Genomic DNA, 24487 nt, shown 5'->3' with positions numbered 1-24487 from the left:
GTGCGCTGACCATGAGTTGGCGCATTAAATGACCGAGACCCCCTCCTTTTCTAACATTTCACGCAAGCGTATCAGTGGGAGGCCTACAAGGGTATTAGGATCACGTCCGTGCATGGCATTGAAAAGGGCAATACCCAAGCCTTCACATTTGAAGCTGCCGGCACAATCTAGCGGCAGTTCTTTGTCGATGTAGCGGACAATTTCCTGCTCGGTAAGCTCACGAAAGTCGACATGGAACGGCTCAACGTCAGATTGATGCTCCCCGGTGTCGCTGTTTATCAACGCGATTCCCGTATAAAACGTGACTTGCTTGCCGCTCGCGCGTTTTAGCTGCTCAATCGCGACCTCTCGCTCATGTGGTTTGCCTAACACCTCCTCGTCAATCACACACACTTGGTCTGAACCGATAATGAGAGCATTATCGAATAACGGCATCCCCGCCATGGCTTTTTCAAGTGCCAAGCGTTCAACCATGTCAGTGGCACGCTCGTTGTCATGTCGACTTTCATCAATTGCCGGTGCGAATGCAGTAAACGGGAGCGCAAACTTTTTAAAGATGGCTTGACGATACGGCGAGCTTGAAGCCAGCACAATTTTGGGAGGTTGCGTTGTGTGCATGATCGTTCCTTATATTGCGCGCAGTTGAAGATGACTAAACAATCTACGTGGTCGATGATTGTTTATTTTCAACTCCCAGTCTAACCTGAAAAAATAGCGGGCGCGACTTTGAGTCGGGCAAAACGGTGGGAGTGTGCCTGGCTGGCTTATTGACCGCGGTGAAAGGGTTGGTTTTCACGGTTGTCGGTCTGAGTCGGCGAGGTGCCAGAGGCATCCAGATACCCGATGGGTTGTGTGCTTTTGTTCCTATCACCCTTTCGCGCCTGACACAGGTAACATTTTCTTTGACTCCAGCGCATTTGGAGGCTAATATTCGCGCCCTATGCAGAAGGTAAAGCTACCGCTGACGGTTGATCCGTTCCGTTGTGCACAGAAGCAACTTGACTACGATGGTATTGTAGACAAGCAGCGTTTGTTGCGTCTCGGTGAGGCAACCCAAAGCATCGATAGTGATGCGGAAGTGATGCTTTCGTTCGACATTGACGCCCAAGGGCTCAAAACGGTCACTGGTCGTGCCACCGTTTCGGTCAGTCTTGAGTGTCAACGTTGTTGGGAACCATTTTCACATCGCTGTGAAACTGAATTCGTTTATAGCCCGGTTTTCAATGATGACCAGGTTGGCAATTTACCGGATGCTTATGAGCCGGCATTAGTCGACGAAAACGGTGAGATTGATCTGATTCAATTAGTCGAAGACGAGTTGATTGTGGCCTTGCCACAAGTCGCCATGCACGAAGACACCGACTGTAAAGTTAGTGCAGAGAACATGGTGTATGGGGAAATCCCACTTGCTGATGAGCGTCCAAATCCGTTTGCCGTACTAAAAAACTTAAAGCAAAGTAACGAGGAGTAGGGTCAATGGCCGTACAAAAGAACCGTAAAACCCGTTCTAAGCGTGGTATGCGTCGTTCACACGATGCACTGGGTACTCAAGCTGTATCTGTAGACAAAACTAGCGGTGAGACTCACCTGCGTCACAACATGACTGCAGACGGTTTCTACCGTGGCCGCAAGGTTATCAACAAGTAAGGTTGACCCTTGACTAGGTTAACCATTGCACTCGATGCGATGGGCGGGGATTTCGGTCCCCAAGTCACAGTGCCTGCCTCCGTGCAGGCATTGTCACGTTTTGCGGACCTAAAAGTGATCCTAGTGGGCGACGAGCACCACATTAAGGCGTCACTTAATCAGCTCAATGCCCAGCATCATTCCCGATTATCTATCGTCCATGCCCCGGACGTGATCCCTAATGATATGCGCCCGTCCACCGCGCTGCGCCGCAGTCATAATACGTCTATGCGTGTTGCATTGGAAAAGGTGGCCAGTGGTGAAGCGGATGCGTGTGTGAGTGCAGGGAACACGGGCGCGCTAATGGCGTTGTCCAAATATTTGCTTAAGCTGCTGCCCGGTATTGATCGTCCTGCCCTTGTCACCGCCTTGCCCGGCGCCCAATATCAACGCAAATGGTTGCTGGATTTAGGCGCCAATGTGGCCTGTGATGCGGATACCTTATTCCAATTTGCGGTGATGGGCGCGGTGTTAGCGGAAGCTGAGTTAGGCCATACCCCGCGCATCGGTCTATTAAATATTGGTGAAGAAGCGACAAAAGGGAACGATTTGGTGCGTCGCTGTGCTGATCTCTTGCAGCAAAGTGAGTCCGTGCGTTACACCGGCTACGTAGAGGGTGATCAAATCTACACAGGTGAGACCGATGTGATTGTCTGTGATGGCTTTGTCGGCAACGTGGCGTTAAAAACCAGCGAGGGAGTCGCACGCTTGATCATCGACAAGGTGAAAGCCCACCTCCACCCGCATCCTATTAAGCGTTGGATCGCGAAATGGCTATTTTCTGATCTATTAAATCAACTCCAACAGCTGAAACCCGACCAGTACAACGGCGCAAGTTTGCTAGGATTGCGCGGCATCGTTGTAAAAAGCCACGGACGCGCTGATATCGCCGCTTACGAAAACGCTATTTTTGAGGCGGTGCACGAGGTCGAACGGCAAATCCCAACTAAGATAAGTGACCGTTTAGAGGCAGTTCTTCTCGAGAGGCATTAGTAGTCTTCATGTATAGTAAGATTTTGGGCACAGGCAGCTATTTGCCTGAACAGGTTCGCACCAATGCTGACCTTGAACAGATGGTAGACACCAGTGATGAATGGATTGTGACCCGCACGGGGATCAAAGAACGTCGCATTGCTGCACCCACAGATACCGTTGCCTCGATGGCTTATCAGGCCGCCGTACAGGCGATAGATATGGCTGCCATCGATAAACATGACATCGACCTGATTATTGTCGCCACCACCAGTGGTGAGCGTGCTTTTCCCGCAGCTGCCTGTGATGTTCAAGCCATGCTGGGGATTAAAGGCTGCCCCGCTTTTGATATTGCGGCGGCGTGCTCTGGCTTTGTGTATGCACTCAGTGTCGCGGATCAATACGTTAAAAACGGCCTCGCCAAAAATGCGCTGGTGGTAGGCGCAGATCGCCTGTCACACACCTGTGATCCTGATGATCGCTCCACCATTATTTTGTTTGGTGATGGTGCAGGTGCAGTGGTGCTCTCTGCTGATGAAAATGATGGTATTTTGTCCACACACCTGAAAGCTGATGGCAAATTTGGCGAGCTATTGAAACTTAAGTATCCAGAGCGTGGTCAATCGTTAGAGGCCGATGAAGCGTGGCTTTATATGGCGGGGAATGAAGTCTTCAAAGTGGCGGTAACACAACTGGCCAATATTGTGACAGAAACGCTTCAGGCCAACCAAATTGAAAAGTCAGATATAGATTGGTTAGTACCACACCAAGCCAATTACCGAATTATTAAAGCGACCGCGAAGAAACTCGCGATGTCGATGGATCAAGTTGTATTGACGCTTGACCGCCATGGCAACACGTCTGCCGCATCGGTACCTACTGCCCTTGATGAGGCGGTACGTGATGGGCGAATCCAACGAGGCCAGACACTCTTGCTTGAGGCGTTTGGCGGCGGATTCGCATGGGGTTCAGCGTTGGTCAGATTTTAAATAAATAGGAAAACAGCTATGTCTTCAACAGCTAGTTCTTCAACAGCGACGTCTCCAACTGCAATCGTATTTCCTGGCCAAGGATCACAAGCTGTGGGTATGCTCGGGGAGCTCGCCGAACAGTATGGCGTTGTGCAGCAGACGTTTTCAGAAGCCTCAGAAGTGCTTGGCTATGACCTTTGGGCATTGGTCCAGCAAGGCCCTGAAGCGGACTTAAATGAAACCCATCGTACCCAACCTGCGTTACTAGCCGCGTCTGTTGCTATTTGGCGAGTATGGGAAGCCCAAGGTGGCGCTGCGCCAGCCATGCTTGCCGGCCACAGCTTGGGTGAATACTCGGCCTTGGTGTGTGCTGGCGTGTTGGATTTCAAAGCAGCGATCAAGCTGGTTGAATTGCGCGGCCGACTGATGCAAGAAGCGGTACCAGCGGGTATTGGCGCGATGTCGGCAATTATTGGCCTCGACAATGAAGCAATTGCCACCGCATGTGAGCAAGCGGCGCAAGGGCAGGTGGTCTCACCGGTTAACTTCAACTCGCCGGGTCAAGTCGTGATTGCGGGTAATAAAGAAGCGGTTGAGCGTGCTAACGCCTTGTGTAAAGACGCGGGCGCAAAACGTGCATTGCCGCTGCCGGTGTCAGTGCCTTCCCACTGTGCGCTGATGAAGCCTGCAGCAGAAAAACTGGCGCAAGCGCTGGAGTCGGTAACGTTTAATACACCCCGTATTCCTGTGGTCAACAATGCTGATGTGGCAACGCCGATAGAGCCGGCTCAAATTAAAGAAGCCCTGGTGCGTCAATTACATAGCCCGGTACGCTGGACCGAAACGGTCGAGCATATGGCGGCTGAAGGCGTGGAACAGCTTTTGGAGTTTGGCCCTGGTAAAGTACTGACAGGCTTGACCAAACGCATCAACAAGGCGTTGAGCAGCGCGGCGGTTAATGATAGCGCCAGCCTTGCCGCCGCGAAGGCGTGAACCGTATTACTAGACACTTTGTGACTGCCGGCGTATGTCGGCAGAATCAACTAAAAGGGTAACCGAATGAAACTAGACGGAAAAGTAGCGCTGGTAACAGGCGCAAGCCGTGGGATTGGCCGAGCAACGGCAGAGCTTTTGGCGGAGCGTGGTGCCACTGTGATTGGTACAGCGACTAGCGAAAAAGGCGCTGCCGCAATTAGCGATTACCTCGGTGAAAACGGTAAAGGCTTAGCACTCAATGTGACCTCGCCAGAGTCAGTCGCAGAGGTGCTTGATACGATCAAAAAAGAATTTGGTGACGTTGACATTCTGGTTAACAATGCCGGTATCACTCGTGATAACCTATTGATGCGGATGAAAGACGACGAGTGGCAGGACATTATGGACACCAACTTGACGTCAATCTTCCGTTTATCAAAGGCAGTATTGCGTGCGATGATGAAAAAACGCTGTGGCCGAATCATTAACATTGGTTCTGTGGTCGGTGTAATGGGTAATGCGGGACAGGCAAATTATGCGGCGGCAAAAGCAGGCGTGATTGGCTTTACCAAATCCATGGCACGAGAAGTGGCTGCGCGTGGCATCACAGTGAATACGGTCGCCCCTGGTTTTATCGAAACCGATATGACTAAGGCGCTGAATGATGAACAGCGCGCTGCGACCCTGGCACAAGTGCCAGCAGGGCGTTTGGGTGATCCAAAAGAGATTGCTGCAACGGTGGCGTTTTTAGCCTCTGACGATGCCGCTTACATGACGGGTGAGACCTTGCACGTCAATGGCGGTATGTACATGATTTGATCGAGACCGTTGCAATCTCGAATGACACACGTCAAACTCCGATTGATTTGTCCCCAAATCGTGGTTTGACCAGCCGTGGAGGTCTTGCAACTTCCACATTAATGAATAAACTACAGCACATATCGCATCTGCGAATCTTGTAAGGACTAGTATTAATATGAGCAACATCGAAGAACGCGTAAAGAAAATCATCGTTGAGCAACTAGGTGTCGACGAAGCAGAAGTGAAAAACGAAGCTTCATTCGTAGACGACTTGGGCGCGGACTCTCTGGATACCGTTGAGCTGGTAATGGCTCTTGAAGAGGAATTCGATACAGAGATTCCAGATGAAGAAGCAGAGAAGATTACCACTGTACAGGCAGCTATCGACTACGTTGTCGGCGCTTCAGCGTAATCTCAGAATCCTACCAGGCGGTCTCCTCGACCGCCTGTGTTCTTTTTAAGCTATTCTAATTTCCAAACTTATATTCTCCGGAGAATATCATCGTGTCTAAGCGTCGTGTTGTTGTGACTGGCATGGGTATGTTGTCACCCGTCGGTAACTCAGTTGAGTCTTCATGGAAAGCTCTGCTAGCCGGGCAAAGCGGTATCTCAGCGATTGAGCATTTTGATGCCACTAACTTTGCTACTCAATTTGCGGGCATGGTTAAGGACTTCAATTGTGAAGACTACATGTCGAAAAAAGATGCACGAAAAATGGACTTGTTCATCCAATATGGCATTGCTGCCAGTGTGCAAGCCATTAAAGACTCCGGGCTGCAAGTTGATGACAACAATGCACACCGTATTGGTGTCGCGATAGGTTCAGGCATTGGTGGTCTTGGTTTGATTGAACAAAATCATCGTGCGTATATGGAAAAGGGTCCACGTAAGATCAGCCCCTTCTTTGTTCCATCAACCATCGTTAATATGATTGCAGGGCACGTGTCGATTAACTACGGCATGCGTGGCCCAAACATCTCAATTTCAACCGCATGTACCACAGGCCTTCATAATATTGGTCATGCTGCCCGTATGATTGCATACGGTGACGCAGACGCCATGGTTGCCGGTGGCGCAGAGAAAGCCTCCACCGAGCTTGGTATTGGCGGTTTTGCCGCAGCCAAAGCGCTCTCAACGCGCAATGACGATCCAAAGGCAGCCTCTCGCCCATGGGACAAAGACCGTGATGGTTTTGTGCTGGGTGATGGCGCAGGCGTGATGGTGCTTGAAGAGTACGAGCATGCGAAAGCGCGTGGCGCAACCATATATTGTGAATTAGCCGGCTTTGGCATGAGTGGCGATGCTTATCATATGACGTCACCCAGTGAAGATGGCTCAGGCGCGGCATTGGCGATGGAAGCGGCGATTCGTGATGCGGGTATCAACCCTGCACAAATTGGCTACGTTAACGCTCACGGTACATCTACTCCAGCGGGTGATGTCGCGGAAAGCAAGGCAATTCGTCGTGCAATGGGAGACGCAGCCGATAGCATGTTGGTCTCTTCAACCAAATCGATGACCGGCCATTTGCTCGGTGCGGCAGGCTCTGCCGAGTCGATTATCACTGCCATGTCGTTGATTGACCAAGCCGTACCACCAACGATCAACCTTGATAATGTTGATGAGGGTTGCGATTTAGATTACGTACCGCACGAAGCGCGTGACGTAAAAATGGAGTACGCGTTGTGTAACTCCTTTGGTTTTGGTGGCACCAACGGCTCTTTGATCTTCAAAAAGCTGTAATGCGCATAGGCGTTTATACAGCCTAAAAAGAGTTTGCTATAGTAACGGCCCGACGATTCGGGCCGTTTTTTATTGTCGGTAAGACTGGTTGACTGTCGAGGTTGATAGATGTATTGGGTAAATGGACACCCTTGTCGCGAACTAGCGGTCGCTGACCGAGGGCTCCAATTTGGTGATGGTTGCTTTACTACTGGCCATGTGTATCAGGGGCTATTACTTGATCGTGATGCACATATACTGCGTTTACAAAGCACTTGTGAGCGACTCGCCATTCACGGGGTCGATTGGTCGGTACTCGCGACAATGCTTGATCAAGCGTGTCAGCATTCGCAGGATGAACAGGTGTTGAAGGTGATTATCACCCGAGGGCAGGGGGGCCGCGGTTACAGTCCCAAAGGCTGCTCGTCGCCAACTGTGATTGTTAGCCTACATCCGTATCCACATCATTATCATCACTGGCAACAGCATGGGGTGGCATTGGCGACGACGCACATACAACTGGGCGCATCACCTTTTGCGGGGCTTAAACATCTCAACCGGTTAGAACAGGTGCGTCTAAAGCTGGCACTGGAAGACGCGGAGGCCGATGATTTCGTGGTCGCGGACATGTTTGGCAACCTGGTTGAGACCTCGGCGTCCAATCTTTTCTGGTGCCAAGATCATGTCATTTATACACCTGATTTGGCATACGCCGGTGTGGCGGGACTGATGCGAGAAAAAGTGATGGCCGTGATTGAAGGTTTCACGGACTACCAATGTAAAACGGTCGCGGTCGATGAGACAGCGCTGTGGCGTGCCGATGAAGTGTTTATTTGCAATGCTTTGATGAAGGTGGTGCCAGTGACAGCCATCAATGAAACAAGTTATAAAACGCATACGCTGACAAGGCGATTACAACAGAGGTTAAACGCGTGCTAAAAAAGCGATTTTTGGGGCTGATGAGCGTATTGATGGCGATAGTTTTGGCCTCGGTCGCTGGGGTGCTTTGGCAAACGAAGGCGTTTATTTCCACGCCGTTATCCTTGCAGACGCCTCAGCTATTCACTGTACCTAGCGGTGCACATTACCATAAGGTCATTGCAAAATTTGAAGACAACGGTTGGATGGCATCAAGCATCTGGTCGAAGTTTGCGCCACGGGTTTATCCAGAGCTGACTCGGGTGCAAGCGGGCACCTTTCAGATTCAACCGGGACAAACGTTAGCGGAGGCATTCGCAACGCTGCGTTCAGGCCAGCAATATCAAGATGAGATCACCTTTGTTGAAGGGAGTACGTTTGCCCAGTGGCGCAAGCAAATCCAATCGGCCCCGCACCTTGAACAAACATTAACTGGGATGCGTGAGGCCGCCATTGCCGACGCGTTAGGGATCAGTCACGATAAACTAGAAGGATTACTGCTCCCTGAAACCTACGCCTATGATGTGGGTGATACTGATATAGCATTGTTACAACGCGCCAAGCGTGCAATGGAAGCGACCTTAGATCAGGCTTGGCAGCAACGCATTGATGACTTACCGATAGATACGCCTTATGAACTATTGATATTGGCCTCCATCATTGAAAAGGAGACCGCAGTAGCGAGTGAGCGGGAACAGGTCGCGTCGGTGTTCGTGAACCGGCTGCGACGTGGTATGCGTTTGCAAACCGATCCGACCGTGATTTATGGCATGGGTGATAAGTATGAGGGCAATATTCGTAAGCGTGACTTGCGCACACCGACCCCCTACAACACCTATGTGATTAATGGCTTGCCACCGACGCCGATCGCAATGCCAGGTAAAGCGTCAATCTTTGCCGCTGCGCAGCCAGCAAAGACGGATTACTACTATTTTGTCGCCACGGGTAAAGGCGGCCACCAATTTTCTACCACCTTGGCCGAACACAATCGAGCCGTGCGTGATTACTTAAAAGTGTTGAAGAATCAATGAAGAACCATTTCATCGTTGTAGAAGGCCTCGAAGGTGCGGGCAAAAGTACGGCCATCAATCAGATCAAACAGGTGTTGCTCGATGTCGGCATCAAAGATGTGATCACCACGCGAGAGCCCGGTGGTACGCCGCTTGCTGAACAGTTGCGCACGCTTGTCAAACAAGGTCACCCGGATGAACCGCTCACTGATAAAGCCGAGCTTCTCATGCTTTATGCCGCCCGAGTACAGCTTGTCGAAAATGTGATTAAACCCGCCCTGGCGAAGGGTCAATGGGTGGTGGGTGATCGTCATGATATGTCATCACAGGCATACCAGGGTGGGGGACGTGGTATGGACACGTCGCTGATGCAGAGCCTAAAAGAAACGGTATTGGGGGAGTTTGCTCCCTCACTAACATTGTATATGGACATCGATCCGGAAGTAGGCTTAGCGCGTGCGCGTGGCCGCGGTGATCTGGACCGGATTGAGAAAATGCAACTCGATTTTTTTGAGCGCACGCGAGCCCGCTATCTGGCATTGGCAAACGACGATCCCAGTGTGGTGGTGATTGATGCGGGCCAGTCGCTAGACAACGTGACTGCTCAGATTAAGACGGCACTAGAAAACTGGCTTAAGCAGCAGACAGGCGTATGAGTGACAAGATAGGATTGGCATACCCCGCGCCTTGCGTTTATCCCTGGTTTGAAGGGGTTTGGGGGCATTGGCAGCAGCTATTGGTGAGTGCAAGGTTCCCGCATGCGCTCTTGTTGGCCGCGCCCCCAGGCAGCGGCCGTCGCGCGTTGATCAGCCAGCTTGCTAAGGTGAGGCTGTGCAGCGATCAAGCCGATAGCGCTTGTGGTCATTGTCATCATTGTCAGCTTTTCGCGGCGGGTAACCATCCTGATATTCACTGGCTAGCCCCCGAGAAACCGGGCAAGCAGATTGGTATCGATGCAGTCCGCAAGGTGCAACGACAAGCGCTGGAAACGTCGCAATTGGGTGGGGCGCGCTTTATTGTCATAGAGTGTGTCGAGCGTTTAGGGGAAGCCGCGGCCAATGCATTGCTTAAATCGCTAGAAGAGCCACCTTCAGGGTGTTACTTCGTATTGCTGACAGACTCGCTGGATAGCCTACTCGCGACCATTGTCAGTCGCTGTAGTGTGTGGAAGGCACCGCAGGCGGAGGCTGAAACAGCCAAGGCATGGATCGAGCAAACATTGCAGCGTTCGGTGCCAGACCATGCGGTGGGTTTATATCGTGGCGCTCCCTTGGCCGCCAGCGACTTTGTGGCATCGGGCGGGTTAGATCATCACCATGCTGTGGTGGAGGGCTTTTCTACCTATGTGCGTGAGAGAACGGGCTTATTTGACACTATTGAGGTCTTAGTCTCACACTACCCTGCTTCATTGAACTGGCTCAGTTATTTTCTGCTTGATGTACTCAAATGGCGTCAAGGCGTGGAGCAGACCATTGTGCACCGGCATCATCACCAACGGGTTGCGGAAGTGGCCAATGCACTGACCACCCAGCAAGTTCATTCATTATTACGCGCGCTGCATCAATTACAGCGTCAGTTACAAACTCATACAGGGCTAAATACCGAACTGGTAGTTAGCCAGTGGCTATTATCGATTGGAGAATAACGTGTTAATAGACTCTCATTGCCATCTCGACAAACTGGATTACGACTCGCTGCACCAGAATGTTGCCGATGTTTTAGATAAAGCGCAGGCAAGGGGCGTCGACTATTTCCTTTCGGTGGGGGTAACGCTAGATAGTTTTCCGGCGATGCTAGAGATGATCCGACCTTACCCGCATGTTTTTGCCTCATGTGGCGTGCACCCTTTGGATATTGAAAATGGTTTCGATTATGACCGGCTGAAAGCCTTAGCCGCTGATGAGCGTGTCGTCGCGGTGGGAGAGACAGGGCTGGATTACCACTATCAGCCAGAACTTGCTGAGCAGCAGCAAGCGATCTTCCGTCAGCATGTCCGCCTCGCGGTTGAGCTCAACAAACCCTTGATTATCCATACTCGCGCAGCACGTGAAGACACGCTTGCGATTTTACGTGAGGAAGGCGCTGAGCGCGTCGGGGGTGTGCTACACTGCTTTACAGAAAGCTATGAGATGGCAGAGGCGGCGATTGAACTCGGTTTCTACATTTCAATTTCTGGGATAGTGACGTTCAACAAGGCCACAGAGCTGAAAGATGTGGTGCGTCGTATACCGCTTGAACGCCTGCTGGTTGAGACAGACTCGCCTTACTTGGCACCTGTTCCACATCGTGGCAAGCAAAACCAGCCAGCTTATGTGAAAGAAGTTGCTGAGTACGTCGCGATGTTAAAGGGTGAATCGGTGGAAACGGTCTGTGAGATCACCAGCCGTAACTTTTTTGCGCTTTTTTCTGGTGCAAACCCGCAATAATTCAAGTCGCCCGACAACCTTGTCGGGCGTTTTTCTTACTTAGAGCGTCGCGCTCTTCCCGCCGTAAGAAAACACTGCTTTTTGATTTCATTGGCGTTGATATGGCGTCACCCCGTCTGGTTAACTCGGCGTCATTTTTTGGTTATATTTGCAACAAAATAACGGATTGATATCGCTAACCTCTCAAACTTGATCTCGCGCAATTTTACATCTACCTTTCTGAAATTATTAATAATTATCCACCTAAAACGATCGCATTACGTGCTGTATTAATTCGTTACGTAAAATAACGTTAGGAGTGAAGGGGTTGCTATTTTTTTGTTCCTGTCGTTTCCCTATGGAATAGATTTTTTGTCATTTTAAATCATGATCTTATGCTAGTTTTTGCTGTTTTTGTCGCCAATTCTAATTGTGATCTATATTTACTTTTTAATCAGTAAAATCGTCACTGATAGGCAAGGTGATGATTCGCCCCTTATAGTTTGGGTGAGTTCAATAATCACAAATCGTTTGTGCTCTCGGCGCCTGTGGTATCGGTTGGCCTCTTGCGGGGGAATCGGAAGGTTAGTCCGGCGAGACACATTGTTAAACGTCCTTGTCAGGAGCAAGAACTATGTCAAAAAACCTCTTTGCTAACCTGCAAAAAGTCGGTAAAGCGCTGATGCTTCCAGTATCTGTGCTTCCGGTCGCAGGTATACTTTTGGGTGTTGGTGCTGCCAACTTTAGCTGGATGCCAGATATTGTTTCGCACATGATGGAACAAGCTGGTGGGTCTGTATTTGGTCAAATGGCCTTGCTGTTCGCCGTCGGTGTGGCCCTTGGCTTCACCAACAATGATGGTGTCTCGGGTCTGTCTGCCATTGTCGGTTACGGCATCATGGTGGCGACACTGGATGTCATGGCACCGGTAATGGGCGCTGATGTCATCAAAACAGGGGTACTTGGTGGTATTCTTGCTGGTGGTGTCGCTGCGTGGACGTTTAACCGCTTCTACACAATTCAACTGCCTGACTACCTTGGTTTCTTTGCCGGTAAACGGTCGGTGCCAATCATTACAGGTTTCATCTCTATCGCGCTTGGTGTGATCCTTTCTGTTATCTGGCCACCAATCGGCAGTGCTATCGCATCTTTCTCTCACTGGGCAGCGACACAAGATCCTGTGACCGCATTTGGTATCTACGGTGTGGTAGAGCGTGCACTTATTCCATTCGGTCTACACCACATCTGGAACGTGCCTTTCTTCTATGAAGCGGGTAGCTGTGTGAACAACGCAGGCGAGCAAGTAAACGGCATCATGACCTGTTTCTTGACCGCAAACGATGCAACGCGTGAAGCGGGTAACGGCTTTGGTCAGCTAGCAGGCGGCTACTTGTTCAAAATGTTTGGTCTCCCTGCGGCGGCATTTGCTATCGCACACTCTGCCAAGCCAGAAAACCGTGCCAAAATCATGGGTATCATGGCATCTGGTGCACTGACTTCATTCCTGACGGGTATCACTGAACCTATCGAGTTCTCGTTCCTGTTCATCGCGCCAGTGCTGTATGGTATCCACGCTATCATGGCGGGTGCGGCGTATGTTCTGACTAACGCACTGGGCGTTGTTCACGGCCATACCTTCTCGAACGGTTTCATCGACTTCATCGTGCAAATGCCACGTGCTGAGAACGTGACCACCCTTGTACTTCTGGGTCTTGGTTATGCGGTACTTTACTACATCGTGTTCCGAGTAGTTATTCGCGCCCTTGACTTGAAAACGCCTGGTCGTGAAGACGAAGCGGTCGCTGATGTATCAACCGCAACAGGCTCTGAGCTTGCCGGTGACTTGGTAGCGGCATTCGGTGGTAAAGACAACATCACTGGTCTTGATGCGTGTATCACTCGCTTACGTGTCTCAGTGGCTGACACTGAAACGGTTGATCAAGACAAGCTCAAGCAGCTAGGTGCAGCGGGTGTGGTTGTGGTATCCGGTGGCGTACAGGCTATCTTCGGTACCAAGTCAGACAACCTGCGTACTGAAATGGATAACTGGATGCGCAGCCAATAATTGCATGCGCTAAGTCAGTAAACGTAAAAAGGGGTAGCATCTTGCTACCCCTTTTTTTGTTCAACTAGCACCGAGCGAGAGAAAGAACAGCATCAAGACGGGCACCAACAAGCTAAGTATGAAACCACTGACAATCGCAATCGGTACACAGCGAATTCCGCCCGTGCTTTGAATAATCGGTAAGGTGAAATCCATCGCAGTGGCACCACCATAACCAATTGCGGTGAGCGGGTAGCGCCGAATGAGTATTGGAATAATCATAATCGCGACCAGTTCTCGCGCGAGTTCGAGAATAAATGATGCGCCGCCGTAGACCGGCCCCAGTCCGTCACCCATCAAGATCCCCGCCAACGAGTACCATCCGAACCCGGACGCCATCGCTAACCCGTGATGATAGGGAATATCTAGCCACCACGCTGCTAGCAAGCCACCGGGCAAGGAGGTAGCGACAACGAGGGCGGCAATCATTAGTCCACTTTTATTGAGAATGATTTGCTTCAGCGTCATGCCACTGTTGCGTAGCTGAATCCCAATCAAAAAGAGTAAAAGTAATAAAATACCTTCGCTGGCCGTATCGACCCAAGAAAGATCTTGATTGAGTAATAGCCCGACGGTTAAGCCAACGGCCACAGCGGCAATCAGCTTACCCGACTCTGACATCATGGCACTAAGGGTCAGCTTATGTTGGTGGCCATGGGTCTCGGTTGGGAAGAGTTTATCGAGAACAGGCAGGGCAAGCAGATTGGCCGCGCCAATACAAATAAAGAAAGTGGCAGCGAAATATAAAATGGTAGAAATATGTCGCCCGAGATTATCTAAGCCTGCAAGGCTTAAGCCCATCAACACTAAAATGACCATCACTAGCCGCATCGTCAGGGTATTGACCGCGTTGAGGTAGCGCGTCTGCTTAATGGGGATTAAATAGCCGATAATTAGCGGCGAAAAGATGAGTAGCATCCCTGAAAACATCTGATTTTGCTCGGTGTTAAGAAAGTAGAGCTTGAGGTTATCAACCGGTTAATAGGTGGGTCAATAAAATCAGACAAGGGTGGTTAAAGAGAAGACCACCCTAGTTTACGTCAGATACTGCTCGCGTCCATGACTTGGTTGAGCTGACGAGAGAATTCTTTTTCATCGAGGTTGGATAGCTCATATAAAGCTTCTGCGCCTGGTGCAGTGATTTCCACCTCATGTTCCTCTATCGCGTCATCTTGATTGCGAAACATTAACAAGTGATTCGCCATTCTCGCGATATCTAAATAGGTGATATCGGGACGCGGCTTGGTGTAAAGCTTGTTGTTGATAGCGACTTCGATAAAATCACGGTCAAACTGCCACTGTTTAAGCACAAGACGGCTACAGTCACCCGCCAGTGAGAAGAAGACGCGCTCTGCAATGTCAAATTTTAGATAGTGGCCCTGATTAATAAAGCGCTGAAACTCGCCAATCACGCTGTATAAACCAATATCCGCGAGCAAACCCACAATCAGTGCTTTTTCGGGCTCCACTGAAAGCGGCTCATCACAGTAGTTTCTGACTTTTTGCGTCACCAGTGCCATCGCAGCGGCAAGTTCACGGGATTTTTGCGCACTTTGTTTCAATAGCGCATTGCAGTCCTTAGAAAATGTGGCATCACTCTTGAGCTGGTAGACGGCGGCGGCCGTGATGATACCTAAAACGCGATCAACGCCAAGCCGAGAAACGGCGGTTTGAACATCTTTACATTGACCTGTGGCGCGGGGGGCAAACAAAGCGGAGTTTGCGGCTTTAAGCACGGCCCCACATAAGCTCGGATCTTCCAACAAGAGGTTCGCAATATCCCGCATGGTGGTATCCGATCGCTTGCTGGCGCGTTGTATTGACAGAACAGCATCCGGTAAAGGGGGTAGGGAGAGACGATTGACACGGATGGTTTCGACGGCACGCTTATAAAACTCGGTTTCTAGGGAGCGCAAGTACTTATCACGATCCGGCGAGACCCAAAAAAATGAAAGATGATCCATAAGTCCTGATAATATTTGTCAGCAGATTGCATAGTAATGCGGTGAAGAATAAAAGAGAACCGCCTTTCTCTGAATCAGTGAGCCTGCTGGCGTCTTTGACGATAATTTACACAGTCACTTATATGTCGCTTAGTCGTCGTCAATAAGTGGATACCGCAACAGTTTATCAATGAACTCGGCGACCAATAAGGCAGTCGGTTGGGACAGTAGCAGCTGTTTTTGCTTCACTTCGATGGGGAGCAACTCCAACCAGCGCAGGCACACCCAGCCAATTTCATCGTACTGTGTTAACTGGAAGTGTTCGTGGCGTGTCGGGTTGGAGCGATAATATTGTTGCAGCTTCTCACTCAGATAGAGGTAGTGCTCAGGCACCGCATGACGTTGCCATTTGGGTAATGGTGTGTAGCGCGCCATATTAACGTCACCTTCACCTGCGTCAATCGCATTCACTTTGACACTTTCAATCCCTTGTAACGTCAACGCGATTTCATGTGCCCCATGACGATTAAAGTCTGCAATCTCGCAAAGCGTAACGATAGGAGAGATCGCGTGTGAGCGCTGCTGACCTTCATCCTCATTTTTCATCGCAACCAAAAGACGAGGTGGTTCGCCTGCCTGTTGGAGCATTTGTAAGTAACATGACTCAGACAGCACATAGCTGTGCAATCCCCCAGGCAATAAATGACTTGCTTCTATTAACAGCGGGTGTCTCGACATGCCAGCTCCCTGACTATTAGCTTACCACTATCAATTTAGCGTACTCGTCGCGATGAGTTAAGCATAGATGCTTAGAAGACTTTATTTAACCACGAAAAAATGTTTGTAATAAATGTGACAAAAACCGCACTAAACGGAGGGACTATTTGGCGATAAGTGATCAGATGCATAGTATTCGGTTGCCATTTGATGCAACCTCTTCTCGTTAAAATAATCATGCACACTGACTAACTTATCAGTCATTTTTGTGGGCCAGTTTACGGCTCGATATGAACATCTATTCGCTGAAGGAGAGTTTTCGATGGCGAAGCAATTTGAAGCCCAATTAATGCGTTTTCTGGATAGTTATGGGAAGATGGAGCAACGCTCTATGTTTGGTGGTATTGGCTTTTTCTCTCAAGAGGCGATGTTTGCGTTGCTTACCGGAAAGCATGTTTATCTACGAGGTGGAGGCCTGCTCACCGACAAGTTAATCGCCAAAGGCTGCAATAAATTTGTTCATGTGAAGAAGAGCACCTCAGCGGTGGTTAACTATTATGATGTGACCGCACTTTATTTAGGCCATGATCCTGATTTGCCCTCGATGGTTGAACAGTCCTTACAGCGTGCGCTCAAAGATAAAGCGCAGAAAACATCGGCATCTAGTCTTCGGCTGCGGGATTTGCCCAATTTACGTTTAACCATTGAGAGAATGCTGAAAAAGTCGGGTGTGAAAGACGTGTCGACTTTTTACAGCATGGCACCGCAAGAAATGTTTCGTCGAGTGCAAATGACACATGGCAAAGATATCGATATCAATCTACTGTGGAAGTTCGCTGGCGCACAGCAGGGTCGCCATTGGGAGCTAATTGAAAAAGACGAACGTGAACGGCTGCTCGCTGACGTCTAGGTGAATCGATAAAGTGTGGGTCGGTGCCAGCCTGGATTAATCGGGCTGGCATTTTTGTCAATGCGACATGAGTCTCCACGCTAATCGGCCTTTTGAGGACTAACTTAGCGCCGAGAGAGTAGTGAAATGTCACGTTTGGATAAATAATCGTCGGTTAGACGCTAAAATGATAATTTTTGCGTGACAGGTGAAAAAACTTATGTAGAATTCAAACCACTTAGCCGAGAGGTGAAGCGCGAAGGCGCGTTGGCAGAGTGGCTATGCAGCGGATTGCAAATCCGTGGACCTCGGTTCGACTCCGGGACGCGCCTCCATGAACTCTGGCTAAAACAATACGGACGCGGGATGGAGCAGTTTGGTAGCTCGTCGGGCTCATAACCCGAAGGTCGGTGGTTCAAATCCGCCTCCCGCAACCAATTTTAGGTTGCTGAAAAAGCGCTTAACAATTGACGATAAGTCAATACGACCTTCGGTCGGTGCCGTTGCTCGGCGCGTTAAATCCGCCTCCCGCAATCGATTTCCAAGCGTTAATTAACGTTTGAATAAATAAGCGACATTAGCTCAGCTGGTAGAGCGCGACCTTGCCAAGGTCGAGGTCACGAGTTCGAACCTCGTATGTCGCTCCAAACATAAAACAGTGGCGTAAGCGGCTGAAAAAATTGCGTGCCCTGGTGGTGGAATTGGTAGACACAAGGGATTTAAAATCCCTCGGCGTTCGCGCTGTGCCGGTTCAAGTCCGGCCCGGGGCACCATCATTAAGAAAACGGCGGCCTTGAGGTCGCCGTTTTTGTATGTCTTTATATCGCGCGACCTGTGCGTTTTCTCTCACAATTTTAAATAAAACCAATGCGTCGTGACGTTGAATTCACGCCATTTTTTGACTAATATTTAATCAATGATGATAGTAAAGACCTCGCAAAGGCAGTTAATGCAGAAAAAAACAAAAAAAGTCACACCTGCAATGATAGAGCGTGCAGTGGCAAGCTCGACGGCGATCGAGACGCAAGCATCAACCGAAGAAGTGGAAGCGAGGCTGAAAACCAACAAACATAAATATCAAAACCTAACGCTCGCTGATTGAGATGGGTGATATCTGACGCGGTAATATGTCGTTAATGAGCCTTTCCATGTGTTGATAATCATGCCCAACTCCCGCTTGGATCGCGGCAACGTAAAAATCTTTGTTTTCCTCCCAAAGCCGATAATCTAGCAACCCCAACCCTGCCTGTTGGCACAGCACATCAATAAGTAAACGAGAGATGCGTCCATTCCCCTCCCGAAATGGGTGGATAAGAATCAACTCTACATGGCTATGTGCAAGATAACGAATGAACGCCTGACGAGACATTGAAGCCATGCCAGTGTGTCGGCTGAGAAATGCTTGCTCAAAATGATGCAAACAAGGGCCTATTTGTTTAGGAGAGGTAAAACGAAATCCTCCTTTGCTTAATTCTACGTTACGAACTTGACCGGCCCATGGGTAAACATTGCCCAGCCATTGTCTGTGCCAGCTGGCAAGGGTCGTAAACCTTAAGCGGCGGGGAAAGTGACCACCGGTGAATACACGTTCGTAGAGTTTCGAGAGCAAGATAGCCTCGATATCTTCCATTTCGGTTGGGTCAGTCACCCCAATATAATTTTTAAGCACTTGCTCACCAGAGCCGGGCTGGTACTGTGCCTCGCTTGATTGGGTTTGATAACGGCTCATGGCTTACACCCTCACATCGCTCTCTTTCTATCATAGAACAGTGTGTTCAAGGAGGTATAGTGAGATGCATCGGCGTTAAGGGGGGCGAGAGAAGACGCTGGATATTAAAAAGGCAGCCCAAAAGCTGCCTAGTAAAATCGCGATGGCTACAATGCTAGATGATGCTGAGGCATTGTATTTCATCTTTATGCGCTAAACGATACTGGATGGTTTGCTGGTCGTGGCACACACACTGACGCACCACATCGCCGCGGTTGACCCACGTTGCCATCATGGCGTCGATACCATCAGGGCTGATCCCGTATTGTTTGGCGAGGTCTGTACAACTAATGACACCCGCCTGACTGACACTGGCTTTGAGCTTTTGCAGGATCATAATAGGTTTCCTTAAACCAATGGGGATGTTTGCCGACATAGCGCATGAGTGCCACCACGACAATCAGTGAGGCACAAAGGCCAGTGATGTAGAGTGTGGCTGGTGTGGTGGCGACACTCAACTGACTGAATTGGTAGCATAACGTGGCACCGCTTACCGCGAGCAGCATTGACCAGCTCGCCACAAACAGGGCAAATCGGCGACCAAACTCGCGTGTGTAGGCGCCCAACGCGGCCACACATGGAGTGTATAGTAGGATAACAATGAGATAGGCCATCACGCTGGCGGTGCTAGTAAATTGGCGATGCAGATTATCAAACGTTGTCATACTGACGTCTTGCGCTTGTGCGGCGGCCTCGGTGTTTTCAATCTCACCGACGTTGATAGCCAGTGGGTCGGTATAATCAATGCCAAATAAGTTTTCAGGAATGCTCTGAATCGCTTCGATCAGCGCTTCGCCGAGTGTGGTCTCTTCTTCCGCTTCTTCGCTTGGCGCATAAAGGTTGTTCAAGGTGCCGACGACGGCCTCTTTGGCAAACAAACCCGTTACCAATCCGACCGTAGCAGGCCAGTTTTCTTCCTCTATGCCGATAGGGGAAAGCGCGGGGGTAACGACTTGTGCCGCTTTGGACAGTACCGATGACTCGCTGTCTTCGTGTCCGAACGTGCCATCGGTGCCCAGCGAGTTAAAGAAGGTCAGAATGGTTACCACGATAACAATGGTTTTACCCGCACCCAGGACAAACCGACGTAGTTTTTGCCAGGTATTACTCATCACATGGCGCACACGCGGCAGCTCGTAGTCAGGGAGTGTCATCAGCAGGCTTTCACTATGCCCGGGATAAAGGGTGTGACGCAGTATCAGACCGGTGATTATCGCAGCGATAATGCCAAGCAAGTAGAGGCCGAAAACAAGGTTTTGACCGTTTTGTGGGAAAAACGCCGCGGCAAAGAGGGCGTATACAGGCAGGCGAGCACCACAGGACATAAACGTTGCCATCGCGGCCGCGGTTTTGCGCTCATGAATCTGTTCTAATGTGCGCGTTGCCATCACGGCGGGAACGGTGCACCCAAAGCCGAGGATTAAGGGCACAAAGGCTTTGCCCGGTAACCCCATTTTTTGCATTAAACCGTCTAATAAAAAGGCGGCACGTGCCATGTAGCCTGTGCTTTCTAAAACCGTTAAAAACAGGTACAAGCCAGCAATAACAGGAACAAAGGTAGCAACGGTTTGAATGCCTCCTCCGAGGCCATCGGCGAGAATAGTGACAATCGCCGCCGGCAGTACGCCGTCAAGAAGCTGGTGAGTGCCATCTACCAGTATCGCGCCAGCGGCAATATCGAAAAAGTCGATAAAGGCGCCGCCAATGTTGATTGCAAACACAAACATCGCATAGAGGACGGCAAGCAAAATGGGCAGTGATAAGAAGGGGTTGAGAATGACTTTGTCTAGCTTCTCGGTATTATTGCGACTGAGATGACGAAGCTCGCGGCGAACCTGGTGAACCATGTCACGAATCGCACTGTAGCGTGTATCTGCAATGACGATGTCAGTGTCTAAGTCTGAAAGGGCTTGGTTTGCCATCGTAAACTGCTGCTGGTCAGCCTCGGTGCTACCATCAGGCAAACGTCCCCGTTCGAGGCATTCGAGCAGGTGCGCACGTTGATTCACTTGTGCAGTGGCTGAATGAAGAAAACGGGCGCCAAGCTGGCTTTGAATCCAGTTTTCTAGTGGCACACCGTAGTTCAGGTACATTGCCTCACAAACGGGTAAATGGGTGGTCAGGTGGGCGAGCTGGTGGCACAGGGTGTCCACGGTCGCCGGTTGACATGCGGTGACGGTCAATACGGGACAGCCTAGCATCGTTTGTAATTTGGCGGTGTCGAGTTGTTGACCATTACGGTCAAGCAAATCCATTTTATTGATCACCACCACCATAGGAACACCGCGTTCACGCAGTTGAAGGGTGAGGTAGAGACCGCGCTCTAGGCAATTGGCATCTAAGACATTAATAATAAAATCATTCTCACCGCTATCGATCGCATAAGTGGCAATTTGCTCATCAATACTGGCGTCAAAGCCTGCGTTTAGCGCATAAAGACCGGGTAAGTCTGTGATTTGACAGTCGTTATGCGCAAGAGAGAGCGTGCCGACTTTTTTGTCGACAGTCACACCAGCCCAATTACCGACTTTCTGTTGTGAGCCGGTGAGCGCATTAAATAAGGTGGTTTTCCCGCAGTTTGGATTGCCTGCGAGTACAATGCGGCGTGAGCTCATCAGATTACCTCCACGTCAATCAGTTTGGCGACGTCACGACGCACGATCAGTTGTTCGCTATCGAGGCGAATTTGAAGTGGATCACCCAGTGGGGCGCGTCTGACAAGCTCAACGCCTGTGCCTGGAATCACGCCCATGACCGCGAGGCGGTGGCGGATAGAGGCAGGCACATGATGGACACTGGTGATACGCGCGGATTGGCCGCGACCAAGCGTGGACAGTTTCATAGTGCGAGATCCAAATAAGAATAGTTTTCATTGCATATTACGCTTAAAAACGGCCCTGTTTTTTGCGTAGGATCAAGTTAAATCACGAGTGGAGAGTGTGAGTTGCATCGCAACAAAGCAACGGGTTGATATGGCGCATAATGAGTGAGTGCCGTGAAGCCATCGGAATAAAAACGCGGCCGATTGGCCGCATTCAATAATGGGTTAGGCTGATGAGCTTTGGTTACTGTTGGGACTTGTGTGCAGCTCGCTGGTGATTCAGTTTCTCGACCGCGATGGCTAACAGTCCAGACCCATTATCACTATCAGGGCCAAAGCCTGCGGCCTGTCCCGCTAATAAAGCAAGGGCGTCACTGACATGTGAAACGGCGTACACGTGAAACTCGCCTTTTTCTACTGCGAGTACCACATCTTTGCGGAGCATCAGGTTCTGTATATTAGCAACAGGAATGATTACTCCCTGGTTGCTGCTCGGGCCTTTTAGGGTGCAAACATCAAAAAAACCTTCGATTTTTTCATTCACACCACCAATGGGTTGCGCTTCACCAAACTGATTCATCGATCCAGTAATAGCGATGTCTTGTCGAAGTGGTACATCCGTGATCGCAGAAAATATAGCGCAGAACTCCGCCATGGAAGCACTATCTCCATCCACACCGCCGTATGATTGCTCAAAGGTAAGGTGGGTTTTGAGCGGGATGGTGTCCGTTTTTCCCAATAGGCTCGCCAGGTACGCCGATAAGATCATCACTCCTTTCGAGTGAATACGGCCGCCGAGTTTCACACTCCGCTCGATATCCAACACCTCGCCTTCTCCAAACGCCGTGGTCGCGGTGATTCGGTTGGGTAAGCCAAAGCTGTAATCCGATGTGCTTAGCACCGACAGGCCATTGATTTGACCAAGTGCCGTGCCGTGCGTGTTGATAAGTGTGACACCGTTTTCCACATTCTGCATCATGCTGTCACGCAATCGGCTGACGCGCATGTTGCGGCTGGCGAGGGCTTTTTCTACATGCAGGGCGCCAATACTGTTTGCGTTGGCGTGGTTGGCCCAATAATTAGATTCACGCAATAGGTTGGCAATATCAGCGGAGTGTAGCGATAAACGGTTTTGATCGTCAGCTTGGCGGGCACTGTGCTCAATAATTCGCGCAATGGCACTGCGACTGCAGTGCAGAAGATGACTGTCATGAATAATGCTTGAAATGAACTTGGCATATTGTTGCTCGGTGCTCTCTGTGCGCGGCATGTCATCTTCAAAATCCGCGGTGACCCGAAACAGCTCAATAAACTCCGCATCGTAGCGTTGGAGTAGCTGATAGGTTTGATAGTCGCCAAATAAAATGATTTTTACATCAAGAGGGATCGGCGCCGGATCGAGAGACACAGTCCCGCTTAAGGTCACTTCCCGCTCTAAAGCGCTAACACTTAACTGGCGGCTACTGAGGGCTCGCTTGATGCCATCCCACACATAGGGCTTCTCGAGGACTTTAATGGCATCCATCAGTAACACGCCGCCATTAGCGCGGTGAAGGCTGCCTGAACGAATCAAGGAAAAGTCGGTAAACACCGTGCCTTTAAACGTGGCATTCTCAACATAACCAAATAGATTATGGTAGCTGGGGCTATCCTCCACCACGATCGGCGCTTTCGTGTCATCTTGGCTGACCAATACGTTAATTTGGTAACGACGAGGGAGCTTCTTGTCTAGCGCGGCATAGGCCAGTGCGGCTTGTTCCTCGCTGTCTTCAAGAAAAATATCAAGATGCTCAAGCATGTCAGCTTGCATGGCGTCTAAAAAGGTTAAAATGTCAGGCAAGTCAGCAAAGTTTTTCTTAAGCGGCGCCATTTGAGTGGCAATGACTTCTTGGGCGATATCCTCATCCAAGGCTTTTTGTTTTTCCGCGTACTCAGACTCCCATTCGCCAAGTTGGCGAACAATACCGCGCAGTTCCGTCTCCAACTTATCGATGACTTTGCCAAAGGCCATCTGCTCGTCTTGCGAGAGGGCATCAAAGGTTTCTTCGGTATGAGGTTCCTCACCGTTTAGTGCCACAAATTGGTAATCACCTTGAGGGGTGATGGTCAAACTCACATTGTTTTTTTCTGCTGTTTCACTCAACCCCTGAAGCACGCTTTGTTGGCGCTCAGTGAGCTGGTTTTTCAGTGTTTCAGCACGCTGGTAATACATTTCGTTGTTAAATGCCATAGGCAGGGCATTCGCCAGTTTGCCCATCAGTTGCTCAATGTGTTTTTTGAGTTCACTGCCTTTACCGGCAGGTAACTTCAATACTTCTGGGGAGCGCGCTTCATGAAAATTAGCGACGTAACACCAGTCATAAACGGGTGACTCACTTTGCCAGTGCTGGTTGAGGTAGCGCATCATCATGGTGCGTTTGCCAAGTCCATTTTGACCAATGGCATAGATGTTATAGCCTTTCTCTTTGATGGACATGGCGAACTCAACCGCGTGACGTGCACGATCTTGGCCCACAATCTCGTCGAGCGGCGCAAGGTGTTTGGTTGAAGTGATGTCGCTGTGCTTTAAGCTGGACTCTCGGTATAAACAATCGCTTTTTAGCGGAGTGATAGCCATAGCGCTTCCCATATTGGCATTTTGTCGGTGATGACTTCAGTGTAGCGGCTGTAAGTGATTGTTTTAGTGACCTTGGTGGAGAAAGCAGCGATAGGGTCACAGTTTTGAGTTGTGTGGTGGTTTTATGTACAATCCGGGCCGCTAGGCCCGGTGCAATTGTGCGTTGGA

25 protein-coding genes and 4 tRNA genes are annotated in these 24487 nt (G+C 50.1%); 20 read left to right on the top strand and 9 right to left on the bottom strand.

Annotated features, from left to right (window positions below):
- Window positions 1-24: 24 nt before the first annotated feature.
- The gene (locus N8M53_RS08185; RefSeq protein WP_077772128.1) at window positions 25-618 is read right to left on the bottom strand and encodes a Maf family protein; all 594 of its coding nucleotides are present in this window, start codon (window positions 616-618) and stop codon (window positions 25-27) included.
- A 322-nt stretch (window positions 619-940) separates the two neighbouring features.
- Here N8M53_RS08185 and yceD point away from each other — a divergent pair, with 322 nt between their 5' ends.
- The 14 genes from yceD to ptsG all read left to right on the top strand — a co-directional run bounded on the left by yceD (window position 941) and on the right by ptsG (window position 13525).
- The gene (gene yceD, locus N8M53_RS08180; RefSeq protein ID WP_269578414.1) at window positions 941-1471 is read left to right on the top strand and encodes a 23S rRNA accumulation protein YceD; all 531 of its coding nucleotides are present in this window, start codon (window positions 941-943) and stop codon (window positions 1469-1471) included.
- Window positions 1472-1476: 5 nt separating this feature from the next.
- Window positions 1477-1647: a 50S ribosomal protein L32 gene (gene rpmF / locus N8M53_RS08175; RefSeq protein WP_046075434.1), complete on the top strand. Its 171-nt coding sequence runs from the start codon at window positions 1477-1479 to the stop codon at window positions 1645-1647.
- Window positions 1648-1656: 9 nt separating this feature from the next.
- Window positions 1657-2679: a phosphate acyltransferase PlsX gene (gene plsX, locus N8M53_RS08170; protein ID WP_269578413.1), complete on the top strand. Its 1023-nt coding sequence runs from the start codon at window positions 1657-1659 to the stop codon at window positions 2677-2679.
- Window positions 2680-2687: 8 nt separating this feature from the next.
- Window positions 2688-3647, top strand: coding sequence for a beta-ketoacyl-ACP synthase III (locus N8M53_RS08165; RefSeq protein WP_069362213.1), 960 nt, complete (start codon window positions 2688-2690; stop codon window positions 3645-3647).
- Between the two features lie 18 nt (window positions 3648-3665).
- Window positions 3666-4622 (top strand): ACP S-malonyltransferase, encoded by a 957-nt coding sequence (fabD, locus tag N8M53_RS08160; RefSeq protein ID WP_269578412.1) that lies wholly within the window; start codon window positions 3666-3668, stop codon window positions 4620-4622.
- Between the two features lie 66 nt (window positions 4623-4688).
- Complete coding sequence (fabG, locus tag N8M53_RS08155; RefSeq protein ID WP_077772124.1) at window positions 4689-5423, top strand: 3-oxoacyl-ACP reductase FabG; 735 nt, start codon at window positions 4689-4691, stop codon at window positions 5421-5423.
- 157 nt (window positions 5424-5580) lie between these two features.
- Entirely contained in the window at window positions 5581-5817 is a 237-nt protein-coding gene (acpP, locus tag N8M53_RS08150; protein WP_046075439.1) for an acyl carrier protein, read from the top strand.
- A 92-nt stretch (window positions 5818-5909) separates the two neighbouring features.
- Window positions 5910-7148, top strand: a complete 1239-nt coding sequence (gene fabF, locus N8M53_RS08145) for a beta-ketoacyl-ACP synthase II (protein WP_269578411.1) — start codon at window positions 5910-5912, stop codon at window positions 7146-7148.
- Between the two features lie 108 nt (window positions 7149-7256).
- Window positions 7257-8066: an aminodeoxychorismate lyase gene (gene pabC, locus N8M53_RS08140; protein WP_269578410.1), complete on the top strand. Its 810-nt coding sequence runs from the start codon at window positions 7257-7259 to the stop codon at window positions 8064-8066.
- On the top strand, window positions 8060-9076 hold the full coding sequence (mltG, locus tag N8M53_RS08135) for an endolytic transglycosylase MltG (protein ID WP_269578409.1): 1017 nt from the start codon (window positions 8060-8062) through the stop codon (window positions 9074-9076). The genes pabC and mltG overlap by 7 nt, the downstream gene beginning before the upstream one ends.
- Window positions 9073-9711: a dTMP kinase gene (gene tmk, locus N8M53_RS08130; protein WP_269578408.1), complete on the top strand. Its 639-nt coding sequence runs from the start codon at window positions 9073-9075 to the stop codon at window positions 9709-9711. Before mltG ends, tmk begins: the two co-directional genes overlap by 4 nt.
- Window positions 9708-10700, top strand: coding sequence for a DNA polymerase III subunit delta' (holB, locus tag N8M53_RS08125; protein WP_269578407.1), 993 nt, complete (start codon window positions 9708-9710; stop codon window positions 10698-10700). Before tmk ends, holB begins: the two co-directional genes overlap by 4 nt.
- A gap of 1 nt (window position 10701) precedes the next feature.
- The gene (locus tag N8M53_RS08120) at window positions 10702-11481 is read left to right on the top strand and encodes a TatD family hydrolase (protein WP_269578406.1); all 780 of its coding nucleotides are present in this window, start codon (window positions 10702-10704) and stop codon (window positions 11479-11481) included.
- Window positions 11482-12094: 613 nt separating this feature from the next.
- On the top strand, window positions 12095-13525 hold the full coding sequence (gene ptsG, locus N8M53_RS08115; RefSeq protein ID WP_269578405.1) for a PTS glucose transporter subunit IIBC: 1431 nt from the start codon (window positions 12095-12097) through the stop codon (window positions 13523-13525).
- 60 nt (window positions 13526-13585) lie between these two features.
- On the opposite strand, the gene N8M53_RS08110 is transcribed toward ptsG, so the two are convergent.
- From N8M53_RS08110 to N8M53_RS08100, 3 genes are all read right to left on the bottom strand, one after another.
- The gene (locus tag N8M53_RS08110; protein ID WP_269578404.1) at window positions 13586-14494 is read right to left on the bottom strand and encodes a lysine exporter LysO family protein; all 909 of its coding nucleotides are present in this window, start codon (window positions 14492-14494) and stop codon (window positions 13586-13588) included.
- Between the two features lie 110 nt (window positions 14495-14604).
- Window positions 14605-15528, bottom strand: coding sequence for an HDOD domain-containing protein (locus tag N8M53_RS08105; protein ID WP_269578403.1), 924 nt, complete (start codon window positions 15526-15528; stop codon window positions 14605-14607).
- A gap of 129 nt (window positions 15529-15657) precedes the next feature.
- Window positions 15658-16245, bottom strand: coding sequence for an LON peptidase substrate-binding domain-containing protein (locus N8M53_RS08100; RefSeq protein ID WP_269578402.1), 588 nt, complete (start codon window positions 16243-16245; stop codon window positions 15658-15660).
- A 301-nt stretch (window positions 16246-16546) separates the two neighbouring features.
- Here N8M53_RS08100 and N8M53_RS08095 point away from each other — a divergent pair, with 301 nt between their 5' ends.
- The 6 genes from N8M53_RS08095 to N8M53_RS08070 all read left to right on the top strand — a co-directional run bounded on the left by N8M53_RS08095 (window position 16547) and on the right by N8M53_RS08070 (window position 18215).
- A complete protein-coding gene (locus N8M53_RS08095) occupies window positions 16547-17134 on the top strand; it encodes a TfoX/Sxy family DNA transformation protein (protein WP_269578401.1) in 588 nt (195 codons plus the stop codon).
- A 240-nt stretch (window positions 17135-17374) separates the two neighbouring features.
- Window positions 17375-17448: transfer RNA gene (locus tag N8M53_RS08090), tRNA-Cys, on the top strand.
- Between the two features lie 25 nt (window positions 17449-17473).
- A tRNA-Met gene (locus N8M53_RS08085) sits at window positions 17474-17550 on the top strand.
- A 134-nt stretch (window positions 17551-17684) separates the two neighbouring features.
- Window positions 17685-17760, top strand: a tRNA-Gly gene (locus N8M53_RS08080).
- 39 nt (window positions 17761-17799) lie between these two features.
- Window positions 17800-17886 (top strand) — tRNA-Leu (locus tag N8M53_RS08075).
- Between the two features lie 176 nt (window positions 17887-18062).
- Window positions 18063-18215 carry a hypothetical protein gene (locus N8M53_RS08070; protein ID WP_269578400.1) on the top strand — a complete coding sequence of 51 codons (153 nt, stop codon included), beginning with the start codon at window positions 18063-18065 and terminating at the stop codon, window positions 18213-18215.
- Here the strand turns inward: N8M53_RS08070 and N8M53_RS08065 are convergent.
- The 5 genes from N8M53_RS08065 to N8M53_RS08045 all read right to left on the bottom strand — a co-directional run bounded on the left by N8M53_RS08065 (window position 18198) and on the right by N8M53_RS08045 (window position 24319).
- Entirely contained in the window at window positions 18198-18842 is a 645-nt protein-coding gene (locus N8M53_RS08065; protein WP_269578399.1) for a Fic/DOC family protein, read from the bottom strand. The two genes, N8M53_RS08070 and N8M53_RS08065, sit on opposite strands and share 18 nt — an antisense overlap.
- A gap of 154 nt (window positions 18843-18996) precedes the next feature.
- On the bottom strand, window positions 18997-19218 hold the full coding sequence (locus N8M53_RS08060) for a FeoC-like transcriptional regulator (protein ID WP_269578398.1): 222 nt from the start codon (window positions 19216-19218) through the stop codon (window positions 18997-18999).
- Window positions 19169-21496, bottom strand: coding sequence for a ferrous iron transport protein B (feoB, locus tag N8M53_RS08055; RefSeq protein WP_269578397.1), 2328 nt, complete (start codon window positions 21494-21496; stop codon window positions 19169-19171). The genes N8M53_RS08060 and feoB overlap by 50 nt, the downstream gene beginning before the upstream one ends.
- The gene (locus tag N8M53_RS08050) at window positions 21496-21723 is read right to left on the bottom strand and encodes a FeoA family protein (RefSeq protein WP_269578396.1); all 228 of its coding nucleotides are present in this window, start codon (window positions 21721-21723) and stop codon (window positions 21496-21498) included. The genes feoB and N8M53_RS08050 overlap by 1 nt, the downstream gene beginning before the upstream one ends.
- A gap of 223 nt (window positions 21724-21946) precedes the next feature.
- Window positions 21947-24319 carry a Lon protease family protein gene (locus N8M53_RS08045; RefSeq protein WP_269578395.1) on the bottom strand — a complete coding sequence of 791 codons (2373 nt, stop codon included), beginning with the start codon at window positions 24317-24319 and terminating at the stop codon, window positions 21947-21949.
- Window positions 24320-24487 lie beyond the last annotated feature (168 nt).

The organism is Salinivibrio kushneri (assembly GCF_027286325.1).
GTDB lineage: Bacteria > Pseudomonadota > Gammaproteobacteria > Enterobacterales > Vibrionaceae > Salinivibrio > Salinivibrio kushneri_A.
The sequence above is the reverse complement of the archived record's forward strand: the minus strand, read 5'-3'. Positions and strand labels throughout refer to the sequence as shown.

Excerpts from the sequence above, each read along its gene's own strand:
- N8M53_RS08185 (WP_077772128.1), bottom strand. The coding sequence starts at position 618 with ATGCACACAACGCAACCTCCCAAAATTGTGCTGGCTTCAAGCTCGCCG.
- yceD (WP_269578414.1), top strand. The coding sequence starts at position 941 with ATGCAGAAGGTAAAGCTACCGCTGACGGTTGATCCGTTCCGTTGTGCA.
- rpmF (WP_046075434.1), top strand. The coding sequence starts at position 1,477 with ATGGCCGTACAAAAGAACCGTAAAACCCGTTCTAAGCGTGGTATGCGT.
- N8M53_RS08165 (WP_069362213.1), top strand. The coding sequence starts at position 2,688 with ATGTATAGTAAGATTTTGGGCACAGGCAGCTATTTGCCTGAACAGGTT.
- fabD (WP_269578412.1), top strand. The coding sequence starts at position 3,666 with ATGTCTTCAACAGCTAGTTCTTCAACAGCGACGTCTCCAACTGCAATC.
- fabG (WP_077772124.1), top strand. The coding sequence starts at position 4,689 with ATGAAACTAGACGGAAAAGTAGCGCTGGTAACAGGCGCAAGCCGTGGG.
- acpP (WP_046075439.1), top strand. The coding sequence starts at position 5,581 with ATGAGCAACATCGAAGAACGCGTAAAGAAAATCATCGTTGAGCAACTA.
- pabC (WP_269578410.1), top strand. The coding sequence starts at position 7,257 with ATGTATTGGGTAAATGGACACCCTTGTCGCGAACTAGCGGTCGCTGAC.
- tmk (WP_269578408.1), top strand. The coding sequence starts at position 9,073 with ATGAAGAACCATTTCATCGTTGTAGAAGGCCTCGAAGGTGCGGGCAAA.
- holB (WP_269578407.1), top strand. The coding sequence starts at position 9,708 with ATGAGTGACAAGATAGGATTGGCATACCCCGCGCCTTGCGTTTATCCC.
- ptsG (WP_269578405.1), top strand. The coding sequence starts at position 12,095 with ATGTCAAAAAACCTCTTTGCTAACCTGCAAAAAGTCGGTAAAGCGCTG.
- N8M53_RS08110 (WP_269578404.1), bottom strand. The coding sequence starts at position 14,494 with ATGTTTTCAGGGATGCTACTCATCTTTTCGCCGCTAATTATCGGCTAT.
- N8M53_RS08105 (WP_269578403.1), bottom strand. The coding sequence starts at position 15,528 with ATGGATCATCTTTCATTTTTTTGGGTCTCGCCGGATCGTGATAAGTAC.
- N8M53_RS08100 (WP_269578402.1), bottom strand. The coding sequence starts at position 16,245 with ATGTCGAGACACCCGCTGTTAATAGAAGCAAGTCATTTATTGCCTGGG.
- N8M53_RS08095 (WP_269578401.1), top strand. The coding sequence starts at position 16,547 with ATGGCGAAGCAATTTGAAGCCCAATTAATGCGTTTTCTGGATAGTTAT.
- N8M53_RS08070 (WP_269578400.1), top strand. The coding sequence starts at position 18,063 with ATGCAGAAAAAAACAAAAAAAGTCACACCTGCAATGATAGAGCGTGCA.
- N8M53_RS08065 (WP_269578399.1), bottom strand. The coding sequence starts at position 18,842 with ATGAGCCGTTATCAAACCCAATCAAGCGAGGCACAGTACCAGCCCGGC.
- N8M53_RS08060 (WP_269578398.1), bottom strand. The coding sequence starts at position 19,218 with ATGATCCTGCAAAAGCTCAAAGCCAGTGTCAGTCAGGCGGGTGTCATT.
- feoB (WP_269578397.1), bottom strand. The coding sequence starts at position 21,496 with ATGAGCTCACGCCGCATTGTACTCGCAGGCAATCCAAACTGCGGGAAA.
- N8M53_RS08050 (WP_269578396.1), bottom strand. The coding sequence starts at position 21,723 with ATGAAACTGTCCACGCTTGGTCGCGGCCAATCCGCGCGTATCACCAGT.
- N8M53_RS08045 (WP_269578395.1), bottom strand. The coding sequence starts at position 24,319 with ATGGCTATCACTCCGCTAAAAAGCGATTGTTTATACCGAGAGTCCAGC.